Annotated in this window: 15 protein-coding genes and 2 tRNA genes; all 17 read left to right on the top strand. The window is 43.4% G+C overall.

Annotation, left to right across the window (positions count from 1 at the left end; all coding sequences use genetic code 11):
• Window positions 1–3 precede the first annotated feature (3 nt).
• The 17 genes from WMO37_RS10080 to WMO37_RS10000 all read left to right on the top strand — a co-directional run bounded on the left by WMO37_RS10080 (window position 4) and on the right by WMO37_RS10000 (window position 19,658).
• Window positions 4–1,185 carry a glycosyltransferase family 4 protein gene (locus tag WMO37_RS10080; RefSeq protein WP_022433136.1) on the top strand — a complete coding sequence of 394 codons (1,182 nt, stop codon included), beginning with the start codon at window positions 4–6 and terminating at the stop codon, window positions 1,183–1,185.
• Window positions 1,186–1,226: 41 nt separating this feature from the next.
• Window positions 1,227–2,426 carry a glycosyltransferase family 4 protein gene (locus WMO37_RS10075; protein ID WP_022433135.1) on the top strand — a complete coding sequence of 400 codons (1,200 nt, stop codon included), beginning with the start codon at window positions 1,227–1,229 and terminating at the stop codon, window positions 2,424–2,426.
• Window positions 2,416–3,465 (top strand): glycosyltransferase family 4 protein, encoded by a 1,050-nt coding sequence (locus WMO37_RS10070; protein WP_349154934.1) that lies wholly within the window; start codon window positions 2,416–2,418, stop codon window positions 3,463–3,465. The genes WMO37_RS10075 and WMO37_RS10070 overlap by 11 nt, the downstream gene beginning before the upstream one ends.
• Window positions 3,466–3,472: 7 nt before the next feature.
• Window positions 3,473–4,585 (top strand): hypothetical protein, encoded by a 1,113-nt coding sequence (locus tag WMO37_RS10065; RefSeq protein WP_349154933.1) that lies wholly within the window; start codon window positions 3,473–3,475, stop codon window positions 4,583–4,585.
• A gap of 2 nt (window positions 4,586–4,587) precedes the next feature.
• A complete protein-coding gene (locus WMO37_RS10060; protein ID WP_349154932.1) occupies window positions 4,588–6,177 on the top strand; it encodes an MBOAT family O-acyltransferase in 1,590 nt (529 codons plus the stop codon).
• A 373-nt stretch (window positions 6,178–6,550) separates the two neighbouring features.
• Entirely contained in the window at window positions 6,551–7,621 is a 1,071-nt protein-coding gene (locus tag WMO37_RS10055; RefSeq protein ID WP_349154931.1) for a mannose-1-phosphate guanylyltransferase, read from the top strand.
• A 45-nt stretch (window positions 7,622–7,666) separates the two neighbouring features.
• Entirely contained in the window at window positions 7,667–8,695 is a 1,029-nt protein-coding gene (gmd, locus tag WMO37_RS10050) for a GDP-mannose 4,6-dehydratase (protein ID WP_349154930.1), read from the top strand.
• Between the two features lie 25 nt (window positions 8,696–8,720).
• On the top strand, window positions 8,721–9,671 hold the full coding sequence (locus WMO37_RS10045) for a GDP-mannose 4,6-dehydratase (protein WP_349154929.1): 951 nt from the start codon (window positions 8,721–8,723) through the stop codon (window positions 9,669–9,671).
• Between the two features lie 85 nt (window positions 9,672–9,756).
• Window positions 9,757–9,838 (top strand) — tRNA-Tyr (locus WMO37_RS10040).
• Between the two features lie 40 nt (window positions 9,839–9,878).
• Window positions 9,879–9,965 (top strand) — tRNA-Leu (locus tag WMO37_RS10035).
• A gap of 78 nt (window positions 9,966–10,043) precedes the next feature.
• Entirely contained in the window at window positions 10,044–11,822 is a 1,779-nt protein-coding gene (locus tag WMO37_RS10030; RefSeq protein WP_349154928.1) for a hypothetical protein, read from the top strand.
• Between the two features lie 27 nt (window positions 11,823–11,849).
• Window positions 11,850–14,549: a hypothetical protein gene (locus WMO37_RS10025; RefSeq protein WP_349154927.1), complete on the top strand. Its 2,700-nt coding sequence runs from the start codon at window positions 11,850–11,852 to the stop codon at window positions 14,547–14,549.
• Between the two features lie 17 nt (window positions 14,550–14,566).
• Complete coding sequence (locus tag WMO37_RS10020; protein ID WP_349154926.1) at window positions 14,567–15,364, top strand: glycosyltransferase family 2 protein; 798 nt, start codon at window positions 14,567–14,569, stop codon at window positions 15,362–15,364.
• Window positions 15,365–15,396: 32 nt separating this feature from the next.
• Window positions 15,397–16,539: a glycosyltransferase family 4 protein gene (locus WMO37_RS10015; RefSeq protein WP_349154925.1), complete on the top strand. Its 1,143-nt coding sequence runs from the start codon at window positions 15,397–15,399 to the stop codon at window positions 16,537–16,539.
• A 2-nt stretch (window positions 16,540–16,541) separates the two neighbouring features.
• On the top strand, window positions 16,542–17,480 hold the full coding sequence (locus tag WMO37_RS10010; protein ID WP_349154924.1) for a glycosyltransferase family 2 protein: 939 nt from the start codon (window positions 16,542–16,544) through the stop codon (window positions 17,478–17,480).
• 136 nt (window positions 17,481–17,616) lie between these two features.
• Window positions 17,617–18,396, top strand: coding sequence for an ABC transporter permease (locus WMO37_RS10005; protein WP_022433124.1), 780 nt, complete (start codon window positions 17,617–17,619; stop codon window positions 18,394–18,396).
• A complete protein-coding gene (locus WMO37_RS10000; RefSeq protein ID WP_349154923.1) occupies window positions 18,396–19,658 on the top strand; it encodes an ABC transporter ATP-binding protein in 1,263 nt (420 codons plus the stop codon). The genes WMO37_RS10005 and WMO37_RS10000 overlap by 1 nt, the downstream gene beginning before the upstream one ends.
• Window positions 19,659–19,670 lie beyond the last annotated feature (12 nt).

The raw sequence follows: 19,670 nt of genomic DNA, 5'->3' as shown, positions 1-19,670 counted from the left end.
GTCATGAAAAGAAAACTGGCATTTGTTGTCCAGCGCTACGGTCTGGAAGTAAACGGCGGCGCGGAGCTGCTTTCCAGACAGCTTGTTGAACATTTACAGCAGCAGTACGATATTGAAGTGCTGACAACCAAAGCAATTGAATATACAACATGGAAAAATGAATATACCAACGATGTGGATGTGATTAACGGTGTGACCGTCAGACGTTTCGGTGTGGACAAGCCGCGTGATTTAAACCGGTTCGGTAAATTTTCAGGAAAAGTCATCGGCAATCCGGAGCATACCATGGAGCAGGAAGAACAGTGGTTTGAAATGCAGGGACCGCATGTACCGGAACTGATTGATTATATCAAAGACCATGCAGATGATTATGAAGCATTCATTTTTATGACCTATCTGTATTATACAACCGTTAAGGGACTGCCGCTTGTTAAAGATAAGGCAATCTTAATTTCAACGGCGCATGATGAACCGCCGATTTACTTAAAGACATTTGATACACTGTTTCAGATGCCGAAGGCACTTTTCTATCTGACCGTGGAGGAAAAGAAGTTTGTGGAACGCAAATTCCGCAATGAGCGCATTATCAACAATGACGGCTACGGCGGAAGCGGCGTGGAAGTGCCGGATACGATTGATTCACAGTTCTGTAAAAATAAATACGGTATTGACAATTACATGGTTTATGCCGGAAGAATTGATGAAGCGAAGGGCTGTAAGGAATTATTTGACTATTTCCTGCGCTATAAAAAGGAAAATCAGAACGATTTAAAGCTTGTCATGATGGGGAAACCGGTTATTCCGATTCCAAAAAGTGACGATATTGTAAGCCTTGGCTTTGTGAGCGACCAGGAAAAGTTCGATGTCATGTCCGGGGCGAAGTTTCTGATTATGCCGTCACCGTTTGAAAGTCTTTCCATTGTGGTACTGGAGGCAATGACACTTTCCGTTCCGGTTGTGGTAAACGGCAGATGTGACGTCTTAAAGGGTCACTGTGTCCGCAGTAACGGCGGACTGTATTATAAGTCTTACTATGAATTTGAAGGGTGTGTAAACTACATGCTGACGCACCCGGATACGGCGGCAGGCATGGGTGCAAACGGAAGGAAATATGTCGATGCCAACTATACATGGGAAAAGATAACGGACAGATTTATTGATATTGTAGAAAGGGTTTGCAATTAGTGTAAAAAATCACACTGATGTTGCTCAGAAACAGAGGTAGTATGAAAAGAATTGCATTTGTGGCGCCTTGGTACGGGGATAATATTCCGGGCGGTGCTGAGGCGGCATTGCGGGGCATAACAGATCATTTATTTGCAGCGGGCATGGATATTGAAATCCTGACAACGACTGTGGAAAAATTTACGGCAGACTGGAATAAGGATTTTTATAAGCCGGGCAGTTATACGAGCAAGAACGGAATCCCAATCCGCCGTTTTAAAATCAGAAAGCGCAATACGGCGGCATTTGATGCGGTCAATGCAAAGCTGATACAAAAAAGCGGACTGACATTGGAAGAAGAAAATACGTTTCACAAAGAAATGATTAACAGCCCGGATTTGTATGACTATATCCGTGAGAACAGAGCGCAGTACAGCTGCTTTGTTTTTATTCCTTACATGTTTGGTACAACGTACTGGGGTGTGCAGGCATGTCCCGGACAGGCGGTGCTGATTCCGTGTTTTCACGATGAAAGCTATGCACATATGAAGACTTTCCGTACCGTTTATTCGGAAGTGGCGGGGATGCTTTTTAACGCACAGCCGGAGCAGGATTTAACGGAGCATCTGTGTGATACGAGCCGCATGAAGACGGAAGTCATGGGGCTGGGCATGGATACGAAGCTGACTTATGATGCGGATCGTTTCCGTAAAAAATACAATATTAACGACCCGTTTATTTTATATGCGGGACGTAAAGATAAGGGTAAAAATATCGACACACTGGTACAGTATTTTAAGCGCTACAAACAGAATGAGCAGGATAACTTAAAGCTGGTGTTAATCGGCGGCGGGGAGCTTGAAATCCCGACGGAAATTAAAAACGATGTCTATGACTTAGGCTTTGTGGATTTACAGGATAAATATGATGCGTACGGTGCAGCCACACTGCTTTGCCAGCCTTCTAAAAATGAAAGCTTTTCCTTTGTGATCATGGAAAGCTGGCTGTGCAGACGCCCGGTACTCGTACACGAAGGCTGTGCGGTTACGAAAAATTTTGTAAGCTGCTGCAACGGAGGACTGTATTTCGGCAATTATTATGATTTTCAGGAAACTGTAAAATATATTTTAAATCACCCGGATATCGCTGATATCATGGCAAAGAACGGACACGACTATGTGTGTGATAATTTTGCCTGGGATATCATGGTGGAAAAATATAAGCGCTTTTTTAAAGAATTAGAGGAGCAGCATGCGAAGTAAAAAGAAGTATTTGATTGACGGAAGATTTCTGAATTCAATGACAACAGGGATTGACCGGTATGCGTATCAGCTGTTGGCATGTCTGGATAAAATCTGTAAAGAATCAGATATTGCCATTTTAGTTCCGGCAAATGCAAAGGAAATTCCTGCGTATAAAAATATCCGTGTGATTGTCAAAAAACGGACACGCTTTTGGACACAGCTGGTATTTGGTCCGTATGCACGGCTGCACGGCAGGATACCGGTCAATCTGTGCAATGAAGCTTCGGTGCTTGCACCGAAGGGCATTGTCTGTCTGCACGATGTCTGTTATGCGGAATCTGAAAAAATGTATCCGTTTCTGACAGAATTTCCGAAAGAGGAACGGGACTGGTTTTTAAAGATTTATCAGAGAATCTGTAAAAAAGCGGACAGGCTGGTTACGGTATCGGAATTTTCAAAGCAGCGGATTCATGCACTGTTAGGCGTGCCGGACGAAAAGATTGCGGTAATTGGCAACGGCTGGCAGCATTTTAACGGCGTTACGCCGGATATGCGCATTTTTGAGCAATATCCGCAGCTTAAAAGAAAAAAATATTTTTTTACACTGACTTCCGTCAACCGTAATAAAAATCTTGACTGGGTTTTAAAGGCGGCTGAAAATAACCCGCAGGCGCAGTTTGCGGCGGCGGGCAGGAAACTGGACAGCGCCGTGGATTTTTCGCAGTATCCGAATGTGACATATGTTGCAGATGTTTCGGATTGTGAGATTAAAGCGCTGATGCAGGAAGCAAAAGCTTTTATTTTCCCATCTTTTTATGAGGGCTTTGGAATCCCGCCGTTAGAGGCGATGAGCGTGGGAACACCGGTCATTGTATCCCATGCGGCAAGCCTGCCGGAAATATTCGGTACGGCGGCGCATTATATAGAGCCGGATAATCCGAGAGTTGACATAGAAAAGCTGCTGGCACAGCCGGTATCGGAAAAAGAACCGGTGCTTGCACGTTACAGTTGGGAGAAATCAGCAGAACAGCTGCTGTCATTATTAAAGGAGAATTAAAACGAAAATGAAAAAGAGTATGCCATGGATCAGGTGTGCGGGATTTTTAGTGGGACTGGCGGTCATTCTTGGGATTTGTGACTTTTGCTTTGCACCGTCTGGTTATGTAAGGTTTATCCTGCATGAAGTGAACCGAAAAGATACGCAGTATGATACGATTATACTGGGTGCATCGCATGCACGAAGTGCAATTAATCCGGAATATCTGGATGAAGAACTGGGAACCAATACACTCAATCTTGCAATTCCGGGGGAAACGGTAAAAGATGCGTACTATTTGTTAAAAGATGCGTGTGAAAGCAATGATGTGAAGACGGTAATTATGGATGTGGATTACCAGTACTGGATGGATGAACAGCCGCAGGGCTATTTTACGGAACCGTTTATCTGTCAGAATATTACGAATTTAAAGGTAAAGACGGAATATCTGCTGGATAACTGGGATACGATTGATTTAAGAAATGTTTTAGTAAGACGGTTGAGCTGGGACTGCACATGGTCTTCCGTAAAGCAGAACATCAGTACGAAAATGACAGAAGCTTACCGTGAATATTCTATTGAAGCAGCAGGGGTTGACGGCAAAGTTGAAGGCGCAGACGGTCCGTATATCGGCAAGGGCTTCTTTTACCGTGACACTTTTGGCGGTAAACCGGGTGGTGCCGATTATATTGATTTGTGGGTCGGCCGTGATAACGCCGGTGTCGACGTAAATGTATCTGAGCAGTTTGGCTGGATTAACGATTACTGTAAGGAAAACGGAATTGAACTCATCTGCGTGACGTCACCGATTGCGCCGGCAGCGATGCAGAAACTCGGAATGGGCAAAGTACATGATACGCTGCAAAAAGCTTTTGATGAATTGGGGCTGAAGTATTATGACTTTAACAAGGCACTGATGAGTTTTGTCCCGAGAGATGATATTCATTACGGTGATCTTGAAGGCCATATGGGCGGTGCGCTTGCCAATACATATTCACAGGCGTTTGCTAAATTGTTAAAAGATGCACAAGACGGTGAAATTCAGGAATCGGATTATTTTTATGCATCCTTTGATGAAATGTATCAGACGATGAAAAGCGATTACACAAAAGCTACGGGACTTGAATGGGAGGGATATTAAAAATGTCATTTACAACACTTCATTTTTTTCTGTTTCTTGCAATGGGTGTGCTGATTTACTATCTGCTTCCAAAGAAGCTGCAGTGGGTATGGCTGCTCGTATTAAGTTATTTATATTACTTTACATTCAGTATTAAGACATCGGTCTTTTTGATATTTACAACGGTCGTCACGTATACGGGCGGCATCCTGTTGACCCGCATGAATGAAAGCAGTAAGGCCTATCTGGCAGCCAATAAGGAAACATTGGACCGTGCGGCAAAAAAAGCCTATAAAGAAAAGGTCAAGAAAAACAAACGCCGTGTCGTAGTGGCAATGCTTCTGCTGTGCTTCGGACTGCTTGGCGTTGTAAAATATTTAAATTTCGTGATTGAAAATATTGATGCACTGGTGCTGGCGGTCGGACACGGACAGTATTTTGAGCCGGTCAACATCATTTTACCGCTGGGAATTTCATTTTACACTTTCCAGTCCATCAGTTATATTATTGATGTTTATCAGGGAAAATACAGCGCTGAAAAGAATATTTTTAAATATGCGCTGTTTGTATCTTTTTTCCCACAGCTGTTACAGGGTCCGATCGGCCGTTTTGACCGGCTGGCGCGCCAGCTTTATGAAGGACGTTCTTTTTCGTTAAAGGCAGCCGAGTTTGGCTTGCAGCGGATTCTTTGGGGCTGTTTTAAGAAAATGGTACTGGCAGACCGTGTGGCAGGATTTGTTACAACGGTATTCGGCAATTATACGGAATATGGCGGCTGGTATAATTTAGTGGCAGTATTACTGTACTGTGTACAGCTGTATGCGGATTTTTCCGGCGGTATTGATATTGTAATCGGTACGGCAGAGATTTTTGGAATCCGCATGGACGAAAACTTCCGTCAGCCGTTCTTTTCAAAATCCATCGGAGAATTCTGGAGAAGATGGCACATTACACTGGGGACATGGATGAAGGATTACATTTTCTATCCATTTTCTCTTTCAAAGCAGATGAACCGCTTCGGTAAGTGGAGTAAAAAGCATCTGGGCAATACCGTGGGAAAGGCAATGCCAATCTGTCTTGCCGACCTTTTGATTTTCTTCGTTGTCGGTATATGGCATGGCGCAGCATGGAAATATATCGCATACGGTATGTATAATGGTATTATTATTGCCGTAAGCAGTCTGTTAGAGCCACTGTATGCAAAGGGCTTTGAAAAGACAAAGATTCACAAAGAATCGAAGGCATGGACGGTGGTTCAGATTATAAGAACCTTTATCCTTGTCAATATCGGCTGGTATTTTGATATGGCGGTGTCATTTAGTGCGGCACTGGTCATGATGAAAGAAACCTTTACAAAAATGAGCATGAGCCAGTTTACCGGTACGGCATTTTTAGAACTTGGCATGGGTAGGAGAGATTTCCTGATTGTGCTGGCAGGCTGTATCATCATTTTTATTGTCAGTCTGCTTAAAGAACGCGGTGTGGCAGTCCGGGAGGCAATTGCGGCAAAGCCGCTCATTGTCCGCTGGGCAGTCTGGTATGCGTTTATTGTCATTATTTTTATTTTTGCCTATACAGGTGATGGTTCAGCATTTATTTACGCGAACTTCTGATACAATAATCCATAAGCGGAGGAGAGACAGCCATGATACACATGAAATTGTATCATGGCTGCTGCTTTTTATGTGTAACTTCGTAAACAAATGTACATAATGATATACGTACAAAGTGCAGGAATGGTTTGTATATAAATAAGAAATACACGCTTGTTGACAGGAAAAACAGAAAACGGTATAATTGACACCAAATTGAGAATGCCGCAGGAGCGGCAGAAATGGAGATCAGTGTGACAAAACCTTAAATCAAAGCTTTGTCACACAGCACTTTGTGCCGCAGGCGTCACAAAGTCGCTTTTTATCGCAGAGCCAAATAAGATTTGGCTCGCGATTCCTCCGGCATTAAAATGCCTGCGGAATGGAGATTAGTATGAAGAAAACAGCACTCATTATGGCAGGTGGCAAGGGTGAACGTTTCTGGCCGAGAAGCCGTGTAACACTTCCAAAGCAGTTTTTATCCCTGACAGACGACGGAAAGACCATGATTCAGCTGACAGTTGAGCGTATCCGCCCACTCGTAGAGCTTGAAGATGTTTATATAGCAACGAATAAGAATTATAAGGAGCTTGTAAAGCAGCAGCTTCCAGGATTGCCGGAGGAAAACATCCTCTGTGAACCGGTTGGAAGAAATACAGCACCGTGTATCGGACTGGGTGCCGTTCATGTGGCAAAAAAATATGACGATGCCGTGATGATTGTATTACCGTCCGACCATCTGATTAAGCACAATGATATTTTTGCGGAAACTTTTACAAATGCGTGTGCGCTTGCAGAGGAAGGTGAAAATCTTGTAACCGTTGGTATCACACCGAACTATCCGGAAACAGGCTACGGTTATATCAAGTATGACAGCGCTGCAAAGAATGGGGAGAGCTATCCGGTACAGCGATTTGTAGAGAAGCCGGATTTAGAAACCGCTAAGTCTTATCTGGCAGATGGCAGCTATCTTTGGAATTCAGGCATGTTTGTCTGGAGAGTGTCTACGATTTTAGACTGCTTCAAAAAGTATATGCCATCCACCCATGACGGTCTGTTAAAGATTAAAGAAGCCGTGGGAACACCGCAGGAAGATACTGTACTGGAAAAGGAATTCCCGAACCTGGAATCCCAGTCCGTCGATTACGGTATTATGGAAAAGGCAGAAAACATTTACACACTGGCAGGAAACTTCGGCTGGGATGATGTCGGTTCATGGCTGGCAGTCGGAAGAATCAAGCAGAATGACGAGAACGGCAATGTCGTCAATGGCAATGTTGTTACAGTCAATACGAAAAACTGTGTCATTGAAGGAGCTGACAAGCTCATTGCAACCGTAGGACTCCGGGATGTTGTGGTGGTGGATACAAAGGATGCCACGCTGATTACAACGAAGGAAAATGCCGGAGAAATCAAGCAGGTACTCGCAAAATTAAGAGAGTCCGGCAGAAATGAATATTTATAAAAATAAATAATTATCCAATAATAATAATTGTATAGGAGAAGAATGATGAAAAGCGCATTAATTACAGGAATCACAGGACAGGACGGGTCTTACCTTGCAGAACTTTTACTGGAAAAAGGTTATAAAGTATATGGTCTGATGAGAAGAAAGAGCGTAGTAGACTATGGTAATGTAGACCATATCAAGGATAAGATTCACTTTATCTATGCAGATATGCAGGATATTGTATCTTTAATCACAGCCATGAAGATTTCGCAGGCAGATGAAGTCTACAATCTGGCTGCACAGTCTTTCGTTGCAACTTCATGGGATACACCATGTACGACAGCAGACATTGATGCCATCGGTGTTACCAATATGCTTGAAGCAATCCGCATTGTAAAACCGGAAGCAAGATTTTATCAGGCTTCAACATCAGAAATGTTCGGTAAGGTACAGGCAATTCCACAGGACGAAACAACACCGTTTTATCCGAGAAGCCCATACGGCGTTGCAAAGCTTTACGGACACTGGATTACAAAGAATTACAGAGAAAGCTACGATATGTATGCCTGCTCAGGTATTCTTTTCAACCATGAAAGTGAAAGACGTGGTCTGGAATTCGTAACAAGAAAGATTACACATGCGGTTGCACGCATTAAGCTGGGTGTACAGGATCATGTAGAACTGGGAAATCTGGATGCAAAACGTGACTGGGGTCACTCAAAGGATTACGTGCGCGCAATGTGGCTGTTATTACAGCAGGATCATGCAGAAGATTACGTAATTGCAACCAATGAAACAAGAACGGTCCGTGAATTTGCACAAGCTGCATTCAAGGCAGCCGGCATTGAGGTGGAATTTGAAGGCGAAGGCGTGAATGAAATTGCAAAGGATAAGGCAACAGGAAAGGTTGTATTAAAGGTAAATCCGGATTTCTTCAGACCGGCAGAAGTAGAACTTTTAATTGGTAATCCTGCAAAGGCAGAAAAAGAACTTGGCTGGGAAAGAGAAATCAGTTTTAACGAACTGGTAGAACGCATGGTAAAGAATGACCTTGCAATCGTAGAAAAAGAAATCAAGTCAGCCAACTAAAATACATGCCAAATGGGAGAAAACTATGAAAGCATTGATTATCGGGGGCGGCGGATTCGTAGGCCCGTATCTGGTAAATCATCTTCATGATGATTTAGGATATGAGGTCGCCGTAACAAAGACCGCAAAAGAACAGCTTGCCCTTTCAAATGCAGTCGTCTATGATTGTGATATTCTGAATAAAAGTGAGATTACCGATGTGTTGGAAACAGTGCGCCCGGATTATATTTTTCATCTGGCTGCACAGTCTTCGGTATCGGTATCGTGGAAAAATCCGGCGCTGACCATTGATGTCAATATCAAGGGTGCGGTCAATATGCTGGATGCTGTTCGCGAACTGGATTATAAGCCGCGTGTACTGTTGATTGGTTCAGGAGAAGAATACGGACATATCCGGCAGGAAGAATGTCCGATTATTGAAGATACGGTGCTTCGTCCGGGAAATATCTATGCGGCAACAAAGTCCTGCCAGAATATGCTTGGCAGCATTTATGCGGCGGCATACCATATGGATGTCATGATGGTCCGTGCATTTAATCATATCGGTCCGAACCAGACACCGCTTTTTGTAGTTGCGGATTTCTGTAAACAGGTGGCAGAGATTGAAAAAGGAATCAAAGACCCGGTGATGTATGTCGGAAATCTTTCGGCAAAGCGTGATTTTACCGATGTGCGTGATGTTGTAAGAGCATACGCCCTACTGGTGCAGAAGGGAAAAGCCGGTGAAACCTATAATATCGGAACAGGACATGCACTGGCAATTCAGGAAATTTTAGACCGGATTATTTCACTCTCGGATAAGAAAATTGAAGTCCGGGTAGATGCACAAAGACTGCGTCCGGTCGATGTGCCGATTATTGAACCGGATATTTCAAAGGTACATGACTGTACCGGCTGGAAACCACAGATTCCGTTGGAGCAGACCTTACGGGAAACACTGGAATACTGGAGAGCGCAGGACTTATGTCAGAAGTAAAAGTTTTTAAATTTATAAAAAAAACAATTGCCAACGACATAAAGATATGATAAAATAACAAAATGTGAGCGATATGCTCACGTTTGGACGGATTCCCGAGTGGCCAAAGGGGACAGACTGTAAATCTGCTGGCGATGCCTTCGAAGGTTCGAATCCTTCTCCGTCCATTCTGTTTCATCTATATAAAAGAAACGGAGTAACAATCAGGCCGGCGTGGCGGAATTGGCAGACGCACAGGACTTAAAATCCTGCGGGACTTATACTCCCGTACCGGTTCGACCCCGGTCGCCGGCATATAAATTTTGGAAAAAGACTGTCGTTTATACGGCAGTCTTTTTTGTTTTAATAAAACGAAAAGGAACGAATCATTTTATGAAAAAAGAACAAGTATGGGAATTTGTGAAAAAATGGTATAAAGATGCGGCTGCACTCGTATTTATTACGTTGGCAGTTACTGTTTTGGTAGTGCATTTTCTGGGACTTCGAGGACAGGATTTAACATATCCGCTTGAATACAAGGGTGGTGATGAAATGTCAGCGCTTGTATCGGTAAGGCTGGTGCAGGAATCCGGATGGAATATCGGAACGGACAAACTGACAGCATTGGATGGGTATTATTATAATACCTCGGATGTCATTGCAGGTCTGCATAATGCAGATGTATTTTTTGAGAAATTATTTTTATGGATTACGGGCGGACAGGTTGCCAAAACGGTCAATCTTGTCTATTTATCCGCATTTTATATGATTGCCTATGTGGCATATTTTGTTCTCAGACAGCTCCGCATTAAAGAGTGGCTGTCAACAGGCGGGGCGCTCGTATATGCTTTCCTGCCGTTTATCTTTATCCGCGGCATCGGGCACATTGTATTGTCCTGCTACTATTTTGTTCCGCTTGCGGTATTAATGTGTATCTGGCTGTATGAAGATGAACGCTTTATGCTGCCGGGCAAGGGCTTTTTTAAGTATAAACGCAACTATGCGGGCTTTATCATGGCATTTTTAATTGCCAGCGAAGGCATTGGTTACTGGCAGATATTTGCCTGCTTTTTCTTAATGGTGGCAATGCTTACGGCACTGCTCCGCACGAAAGACTGGAATTATTTGAAGCGCGGCTGTATCAGTATCCTCAGTGTGATTGTATGCGTTGTGATTTCCATTATCCCGGAAATTTTTTACAGGATTGTACATGGTGGAACAGGACTGGAAGGCAGAATCCGCAGTATTGCCGATTCTGAAACGTACTGTTTAAAGATTATCCAGCTGCTGCTTCCGGTAAACGGACACGGTATCAGACCGCTTGAAAAGCTGATTTATGCGTATAATGAATATGTACCGTGTGTCAATGAAAACTGGACGGCATACATCGGCATTGTCGGTGCGGTCGGATTTTTATTCCTGCTGGTATGGCTTTTTACAAGAAGAAAGAACGAAAGCACGCTTACAAAGCGCCTGACAGTACTTGCAGACCTCAATATCTGCGGGATTCTGCTGGCAACAATGGGTGGTTTCGGTTCTATCATATTTATGACGGGCATTGAAATTATCAGAGGATATAACAGAATCTCCGTATTTATCGGATTTTTTGCCATAACCGCGGTTTGCCTGCTTTTAAATGAGTGGGAAGGAAAGATTGCGAAAACCGTATGGAAATGTGTATACATGGGCGGAGTTGCCCTTGTGATGCTGTTTGCCATCTGGGAGCAGAATCCGTCCGTATCTTTTAATTTTGAAAGTAATAAAGAAGAATGGATAAGTGATGCGGATTTCTTTGCACGGGTGGATGCAGTCATGGATGAAGATGACAGTATATTCCAGCTTCCGTATGCAGAGTATCCGGAAGGGGATATTCAGAATGATATGGGACATTTATCACATTATATCGGATATCTTCATTCTGATAAGTTAAAATGGAGTTTTGGTACAACAGACGGAAGTGACACGGATATCTGGTATGAACAAACGGCTTCCCTGCCGGTTGATAAGATGATTCAGGAAATTTTATCAAAGGGTTTTGACGGTCTGTATATTAACCGCGATGCCTATGAAGAACCGGAGTGGACGGCGCTGGAAAAGAGTGTGCAGGAATATACCGGTGTGACACCGGTTGTAAGTAATGATGAAAGACTGGTTTTCTATAAATTAAGATAAATTTAAGAGAATATTGGAGGGTTTGACGTGAATAGTACAGCAGTGGTACTGATGATAATAACAGTGCTTACGTATGGAATTGTATGTATCGGAAAAAGGATGGAGCTGATGGATGCAGTCACCGTTTCTTTTGCAGTGCTGCTTGCAGGCTTTGGCATGTCAGGAGGAATTCTTGCCCTTTTCGGCGGATTTTCGCTCAATAAGACACTGGCGGTTTTATGGCTATTGTCTGTTGTGGAGGCGGTAATCTGCCGGATTGCGGGAGGAAAACCAAATGTCTGTTTAAAGCAAACGGAAAGTATCGTCAGACCCTTTTTGCGTACACTCATTTTATTATGTCTGGCAGGTCTGGTGTATGTGGTTACAATGCATTTCCAACCGGAAGATGACGTCATGATTAATGCAGGCAAAGGGTTTACACAGTATCTGTGGCTGGTATCCGGCATTGTGCTTGTGCTTGTGTGTGTGGCGGATATCCTGATACACTGCATGGGGTATATAAAAGCAGAAAAAACGGCACAGAAGATTTTGCCGGAACTTTTCGTGGCAGGAATGGTTATAACGGCAGCAGGCATCGTTATTGAGGCAGGCGTGCACAGCGGAATAGCAGGCATTTTGACGGCGGTGTTGCTGCTTGTGGCAGCCGGGGCAGCAGGCGTGGGACTTTCGATGCTTTATCAGCAGAGAGATTTTGCAGAACTTGTCCTGCTTGGTGTATCGGAAACAGTGCTTGCATATCTGCTTTCAGCGGGCATTTTAATCGGATTGAATATTTTTTCACTGGAAAGAGCGGCAGCGTTGACACTGGGATTTACAGTGGCAGCGGCGGGAGCGGCTTATGCATATAAAAAGACAAAGCCGTCCTGCACATTCCAGTGGAAGAAAAATCTTATAGGGATTGGCTTTTTGCTGGCGGTGATACCGCTTGTGGGGACGACATTCGGAATGTTTGGCATGGGACAGGACGAAGGCGTTTATCAGGCAAAGGCAATCGGATATGTCTATGGTTATAATAATAATTTCATGACATTTGACGAGTACGGGGATTGTGTATCAGCATCGGATAAAAGTGATTACATGGCGGCAATCGGAAATCATCTGGAGGGATATAATTTTACGCTGGATGAAGAACAGGTGCAGGGCGTGGCACAAAATGATACAACCGGCAGTCTGCATGGGGTACATACATTCAGTGCGCTGCTTGCCGTATATGCAAGAGTTTGCGGCGTGGAGCATATGATGCAGCTGGGAACATGGATTCTGGCATTATCTGTATTTCTTTTATGGCTTGTGCTTGAAAATCTGGAAATAAAGACACTGTATAAAGCGATTGCACTCTTTTTATATGTGTTGTCACCGCAGGTTTTGTGGCAGGCAAAAACCTCTCTTGTGGAAACAACGCTGGCATTTGTCATTTTAGCAATGCTTTATCTTTTAACAGACAAAAAGCATGAAGAATACCGCTGGCTCTTTTGCATACCGGTCGTTGTATTTGCATTTTTACATATTACAATTTATGTATTTATGCCGTTATTTGTGCTGATGGCATACGGATTATATTTTAAAACAGGCAGGAAAAGCTATATTGCCGGGGCAGTTGTCATGCTTGCCGGATATCTTGCAGGTTTTTTCATGATGCATGCAAGTTCGCTTACATATGTGTATGGCAACTATGACCGTTTATATATCGGACCGGTAGGCCCGTCAAACCTCAAAGCCTTTGTAACGGCGGTGTCCGTGGCAGGAATCGTGTTTTCGCTGGTGCTTGGACTTCTTCCGGTAAAGAAAAACACAAAAGCGGTATCCGTAAATGCACAATCTATGCGGAAAGAGCAGAATCGGTTCAAGAATACCTGCTGGCGGATTTTTGTATGGGTATTTGCAGCGGCAGGACTCGCAGCATGCCTGCTGGTAATGAAAAAAAGTGCGTATCCGTCAGCCTATATGACAAGCTATGCGTATCTGTTAAGCAGTGGTATAATACTCATGCCGGTGATTTTTATCGCGGCCTTTTTACGTCCGTCATGGTTTAAAAAGAAGGATTCTATTGTACTTTTGACGGCAATGTTTTATTATTGTGTTATCATTTATTCAGCCGTATTTAAGAAAGAAATACTACATTATTATTACTATGGAAGATATATTGTGCCATATATAGCAGTAATCGTTGTACTGGGGGCGTATATATTGTCACGGACGGCGGAAAGTATGGCTCATATCCGGCTTTTAAGGGACGGATACGGTATGCTCTGTGCCGCGGCGGCGCTTGCGGTGGCAGCAGTTCTGATTCCGTATGCGGGGATTGTAGTGAACGGTCAGGATCAGACCCAGCTGCAGTGGAAAATTCTTACAGAGCTTGCAGAAACCGTAGATGAAAAAGACAGTGTGGTGGTACTTGGGGAAGAAGTCGTTCCACAGCTGATGGTTTCGTTAAAATATATGACAGACTGTCCGGTATATCCGTTAAAGGAAGATAAAGAAGCGGCAGCAGTGCAGTGTGCAAGGTTAAAAGACCGTTACAGCCATGTCTATGTAATCAGCGGAGAACCTGAATCCGGAGCGGTAGCGGATAGCGGGATGGACACCGTTTATCATAAAGATAATAAAATACAGATGGATGTAAAGATGCCGGAAGAACTGGACGGTATTGCAGCGTGGATTCCGTATGCACAGGAATTTGTAAGCAGCATACAGCCGGTGGCGGTATATGAATATATATCTGAATAACAGGGTATTGGAGAAGTATGTATCAGTTAAGGGGAAAATTATCAATTGTCATGCCGGCCTATAATGAGGAGGCACTGATTTATAACAGTATTATGCAGACACTATCCATCGTGGAGCAGTTTGCACCGGATTTGGAGATTATTGCCGTCAATGACGGCAGTAAGGATAAGACAAAGCAGGAAATTGAGCGTGCCATACGCGATGATGCGAAACAGCCGCACCCGGTTGTGCCGGGCATGCGGGTGTCCGGTACACGCATAAAGCTGGTGACATCCAATAAAAACCGTGGCAAGGGCAATGCCATTATTTCAGGAATCAGTCAGGCAGAGGGCAATTATATTGCGTTTGTGGATGCGGATTTAGAGTTAAATCCCGCACAGCTTGAGGGCTATTTAAAGAAAATGCAGGAAAGCGGAAGCGATGTTGTGATTGGATGTAAGTTCCACAAGGATTCTGAACTTCACTATCCGTTTGTACGCAAGGTGATAAGCCTTGGCTACTATATGATGCTTCTTGTGCTGTTTCATCTGAATGTGCGTGATACGCAGACCGGATTAAAGGTTTTTAAGGCAGAGGCTGTAAAGCCGGTGGCACATCTGGTGCGGACGTCCGGTTTTGCATACGATATTGAACTTTTAGTAGCGGTTCACCGCAGAGGGTTTAAAATCGAGCAGATGCCGGTGAAGGTTGTCTATGTGCGGGATAAGAATACCCGAAGAATCGGGATGTCCGATATTGTAAAGGCATTCCGGGATACGTGGGCGATTTTCTACAGGGTATATTTTAAACATTATTACGATGAGCCGTCCGAATAAACGGCATTAAAAATATGAATGTGGTGAGAATGATGAAAGAGGATGAACAGAAAAAAATACTGCTTAATTATATATATTTGAGCCGTCAGCATGCCGGGGGAAAAGACCAGGTTGCGATAAATCTGCTGGAAGGCATTTGTAAAAATAAAGACATGGGTGCGTGCGTTGTGCTGTGCTATGACTATGCAAAGGCTTATCTGGAGCAGATTGCACCCGGAGTGACGGTGATCACGGTAAAACCGCCGAAAAAAGAGTCGGAGCTTGTACGTCTGCTGGATATTGAACGGGTAAATACATGGATTGTGCCGAAAGTCATCCGTAAATACAATATCGGGGTTGTCTTTCATGCCAGCTGTACCAACGGACTGAGAAAACTGAAGGTACCGACCGTCATGATTCCACACGATATTAAAGCGGTATCGCACCGGGTAATGGGCAGTGTGAAGGTGGCATGGTATAAATATCTGTTATACAAAGTCATGTATGCAGTGGATTTTAAGCACGCAGATAAAATTATTGCTATCAGTAAAGCAGACCGCTCAGAAATCCAGAATTATTATGCGCGGTATAAAGATAAGATTGTGCAGATTTATAATCCGATTAAGGTACATGTCAATGACGTGATTCCGCCGACGCCAAAAAAAGGTGATATTGTTGCAATTAATCTGCAGTTTCACCATAAAAATATTATTACGCTGATTAAAGCATTTGAAATGATTGCAGACTGCATTGACAGGAATCTGGTGCTGGTGGGCAATGTGCCAAAGCGCGTAGCGTATTTAAAGGAGTATGTAGAGCAGCATAACCTGTCCGGGCGTGTCATTTTTACGGGTTTTGTGGACGGAAAGAAAAAAAGAGAGCTTCTGGTAAACAGCTGCCTGTATATTAATCCATCCCTGTTTGAGGGCTTTGGCATGACGGCGGTGGAAGCGATGATTTTAAAGGTGCCGACATTGCTGTCCAGAGTATCCGCAAATTATGAGGTGACAAAGGGACTGTGCCATTATTATGAACCGGCGGATGATGTGGAAGCACTTGCCACAGCGATTCTGGCTTTTTTTAAAGAACCGGAGAACGGTGAGGCGCTTGAAGATAAAAGCAAGGAAATGCTGAAAATGTATGATTACCAGAAAATCGCGGCGCAGTATATGGAATTATTCAGGGAGTGTCTGTAAATATGAATGAAATCAAAGTAAGCATTATTACTCCGTTATATAAAGGAACAGACTATATTCCGGGTCTGATGGCGATGATACGAAAAAATGCAGAGCTGCTTCCGGCTGCGCAAAAAGGTAAAAATGTGCCGAAGGCAAAACTGGAATTTATTCTGGTCAATGACAGTCCGGCAGACGGCCTTTTGAAGGAAGAAGAACTGATACGAAATTATGTACCTGACCAGGCTTTTGAATTGACTGCCGTCAACCACACGGAAAATCAAGGGATTCATGCGGCAAGACTGACAGGGCTTTCAAAAGCACAGGGAGAGTACATTTTATTTTTAGACCAGGACGATGCCATTTCAGACAGTGCGGTACGGACATTACTTACAGCGGCAGAGCAGACCCACGCAGATGTTGTGGCGGGCAATGGCTGCCGCTTATTTTTTACGCCGGAGCATATTTTAGAAAAACAGATTCCGATTTATGCCAAAAAGGCGGTACTAAAAGAAGTGGGGCATGAAAAAATGTATCTGTATGGCACAGATATGATATTTTCACCGGGACAGTGCCTGATCCGTAAAGCTGTGATACCCAGGGACTGGTGCAAACGCCGTCTTACCGTAAACGGCTGTGACGATTTTCTGCTGTGGCTACTGATGTTTCACGAAAAAAGAAGCTTCTGTGCCATAGAGGATAAAATCTATATCCACAATGATACCGTAAACAGTTATTCATCATCGTATGAGGCAATGGAGCGTTCTTTTTATGCCGTCTGCGAATTTCTGGAACAGACAGAAGGATATGATAAAAAGAAAATACAGATTCTGCGCCGCCGCTATGCGTTAAAATCAAAGCTAAAACAAAATGGAAGTAAACGGCAAAAAATAAGTGTAGTACTGATGAATCTGGACATTCTTTATTATACTTTAAAATACAAAATAAAGGGATACTATTAAAAATAAAGAGATATCCTATAAAAATGCAAAGGGTTATCAAAGATTTGTATTGTGTAGATATTACAAATGTGTTACGATTAGGAATGGTTTATTACAAAGAATTAAAATTCTTGCAATATGAAAGGATAGAATCTTCATGAAAGAACGAATCAAAGACATTATTTCCTACAGCGATATGATAGGAAGTCTTGTGAAAAAGGATTTAAGAGGGAAATATAAGGGTTCCGTATTAGGATTTTTATGGACGTTTATCAATCCGCTTTGTCAGATTATAGTATATACAATTGTGTTTTCAGTGATTGTCCGAAGCAACCTGGACAAGTTTTATGTTTACATGATTGTGGGCATGATTCCGTGGCTGTTTTTTGATATGTCACTCCGGCAGGGGTCCGGCTGTGTACGGTATCAGGGGGATATGATTAAAAAAATCTATTTTCCGAGGGAAGTCCTTCCGGTTTCCTGTGTGACCTCTAATTTTATCAATATGCTGTTTTGTTTTGTCATTGTATTTGCCGTATTATTTATTTCAGGAATCGGTGTGCGCATAGAGGCACTGCTTTACCTGCCGCTTATTATGGCAATCGAATATCTGCTGTCACTGGGCTTTGCCCTGATTGTATCGGCAGGAACCGTATTTTTTAAGGATTTGGAACACATTACAACCGTTGTTTTAATGGCATGGATTTACGGAACACCGATTATGTATTCCCTGGAGATGATTCCGGCGAATATCAAGTGGCTGTTTAAGGTGAATCCGATGACTGCGGTTATTGAGTCTTATCACAGAATTTTATACTGGAAAGAGCTTCCATTAGGAAAAGATATATTATATTCAGCCGTATTTGCGATTGTCATGGTGATTATCGGAGAACTCGTATTTGCCAAGCTGGATGATAATTTTGCGGAGGAATTATAATGAGTGAAATACAGTATTCCGTAGAAGTAAAAGATGTTGAAAAGCATTTTAAGGTTTATATGGACAAGGGAAGCACGCTCAAGGAACGTGCAATATTCCACAACAGAAACCGCCACGAAAACAGACAGATTCTAGACGGCATTTCCTTTGAGATTCCAAAGGGACAGGCAGTGGGACTGATTGGGCGTAACGGCTGCGGCAAAAGTACAACATTAAAGCTGCTCACAAAGATTTTAAAGCCGAATTCCGGCACGGTAAAGGTCGAAGGCAGGGTATCGAGCCTGATTGAGCTGGGTGCGGGATTTCACCCGGATATGTCCGGCAGGGAAAACATTTATATCAACGCGACTATTTTCGGTCTGAAAAAAGAAGAAATTGACGAGCGGCTTGAAGAAATTATCCGCTTTTCGGAGCTTGAAGAATATATTGACAATCCGGTGCGTACCTATTCGTCCGGTATGTATATGCGTCTTGCATTCGCTGTTGCAATTAACGTCAATGCCGATGTACTGCTGATTGATGAAATCCTTGCCGTTGGTGACGTCAGCTTCCAGAAGAAGTGTTTTGAACGCTTAAAAGAGATTAAAGAGCAGGGAACGACCATTGTTATTGTATCACATTCCATGGAGCAGTTATACAGCATCTGTGACCGTTTAATCTGGCTGGAGGAAGGCAAAATCAAAGAGGACGGCAGTCCGAAGCTGATTGGCATGCATTATCTGGATTCGATGGAAGATGAGCGTATTGCAAGGCTGGCAGAGGAGAGCAAAGAAAAGCTTTCCGATGAAAGAGGACGCTCGATTCTTGAACTGACACAGAATGTCCACCCGGAAGCGCGCCGGGACGGAAGCCATGAGGTGCGGTTTACCAAAGTGGATTTATACGACAAAGACGGAAATCCATGCCAGACCTTTAGTACAGGCGATAAGGTTGTTTTAAAGTTTTCATATGCGACAGCCTTAAAAGGCATTGCCGTCAATTTCAATATGGATTTTGTCCGCGATAACTGGCAGTACTGCTACGGCAGCTGCTTTGCAAAGCCGGGAGATAATCTTCCGGTATTGGAGAAAGAGGGAACCGTTACATTTACGATTGAAAAGCTGATGCTGCTTCCGGGCAAGTATTATCTGGATATCGGTATCAACGGCGAACACGGAGAACTCTACGACAATGTCCGCAACATTATGCAGATTACGGTACGCGATTATGTCCACAATGAATTTGGACCGTGTACATTTGAACACGATTGGGAAATAGTGTAAAAAAACAAAGTG

Origin of the sequence: Lachnospira intestinalis (assembly GCF_040095895.1) — a bacterium.
Taxonomy (GTDB): Bacteria; Bacillota; Clostridia; order Lachnospirales; family Lachnospiraceae; genus Lachnospira; species Lachnospira intestinalis.
Note: the sequence above shows the minus strand (reverse complement) of the source record. Positions and strands in the feature narration are given on the sequence as shown.

Coding starts and splice junctions, on each gene's coding strand:
- WMO37_RS10005 (WP_022433124.1), top strand. CDS start 17,617: ATGAAAGAACGAATCAAAGACATTATTTCCTACAGCGATATGATAGGA.
- WMO37_RS10045 (WP_349154929.1), top strand. CDS start 8,721: ATGAAAGCATTGATTATCGGGGGCGGCGGATTCGTAGGCCCGTATCTG.
- gmd (WP_349154930.1), top strand. CDS start 7,667: ATGAAAAGCGCATTAATTACAGGAATCACAGGACAGGACGGGTCTTAC.
- WMO37_RS10055 (WP_349154931.1), top strand. CDS start 6,551: ATGAAGAAAACAGCACTCATTATGGCAGGTGGCAAGGGTGAACGTTTC.
- WMO37_RS10080 (WP_022433136.1), top strand. CDS start 4: ATGAAAAGAAAACTGGCATTTGTTGTCCAGCGCTACGGTCTGGAAGTA.
- WMO37_RS10020 (WP_349154926.1), top strand. CDS start 14,567: ATGTATCAGTTAAGGGGAAAATTATCAATTGTCATGCCGGCCTATAAT.
- WMO37_RS10030 (WP_349154928.1), top strand. CDS start 10,044: ATGAAAAAAGAACAAGTATGGGAATTTGTGAAAAAATGGTATAAAGAT.
- WMO37_RS10070 (WP_349154934.1), top strand. CDS start 2,416: ATGCGAAGTAAAAAGAAGTATTTGATTGACGGAAGATTTCTGAATTCA.
- WMO37_RS10015 (WP_349154925.1), top strand. CDS start 15,397: ATGAAAGAGGATGAACAGAAAAAAATACTGCTTAATTATATATATTTG.
- WMO37_RS10075 (WP_022433135.1), top strand. CDS start 1,227: ATGAAAAGAATTGCATTTGTGGCGCCTTGGTACGGGGATAATATTCCG.
- WMO37_RS10060 (WP_349154932.1), top strand. CDS start 4,588: ATGTCATTTACAACACTTCATTTTTTTCTGTTTCTTGCAATGGGTGTG.
- WMO37_RS10000 (WP_349154923.1), top strand. CDS start 18,396: ATGAGTGAAATACAGTATTCCGTAGAAGTAAAAGATGTTGAAAAGCAT.
- WMO37_RS10010 (WP_349154924.1), top strand. CDS start 16,542: ATGAATGAAATCAAAGTAAGCATTATTACTCCGTTATATAAAGGAACA.
- WMO37_RS10065 (WP_349154933.1), top strand. CDS start 3,473: ATGAAAAAGAGTATGCCATGGATCAGGTGTGCGGGATTTTTAGTGGGA.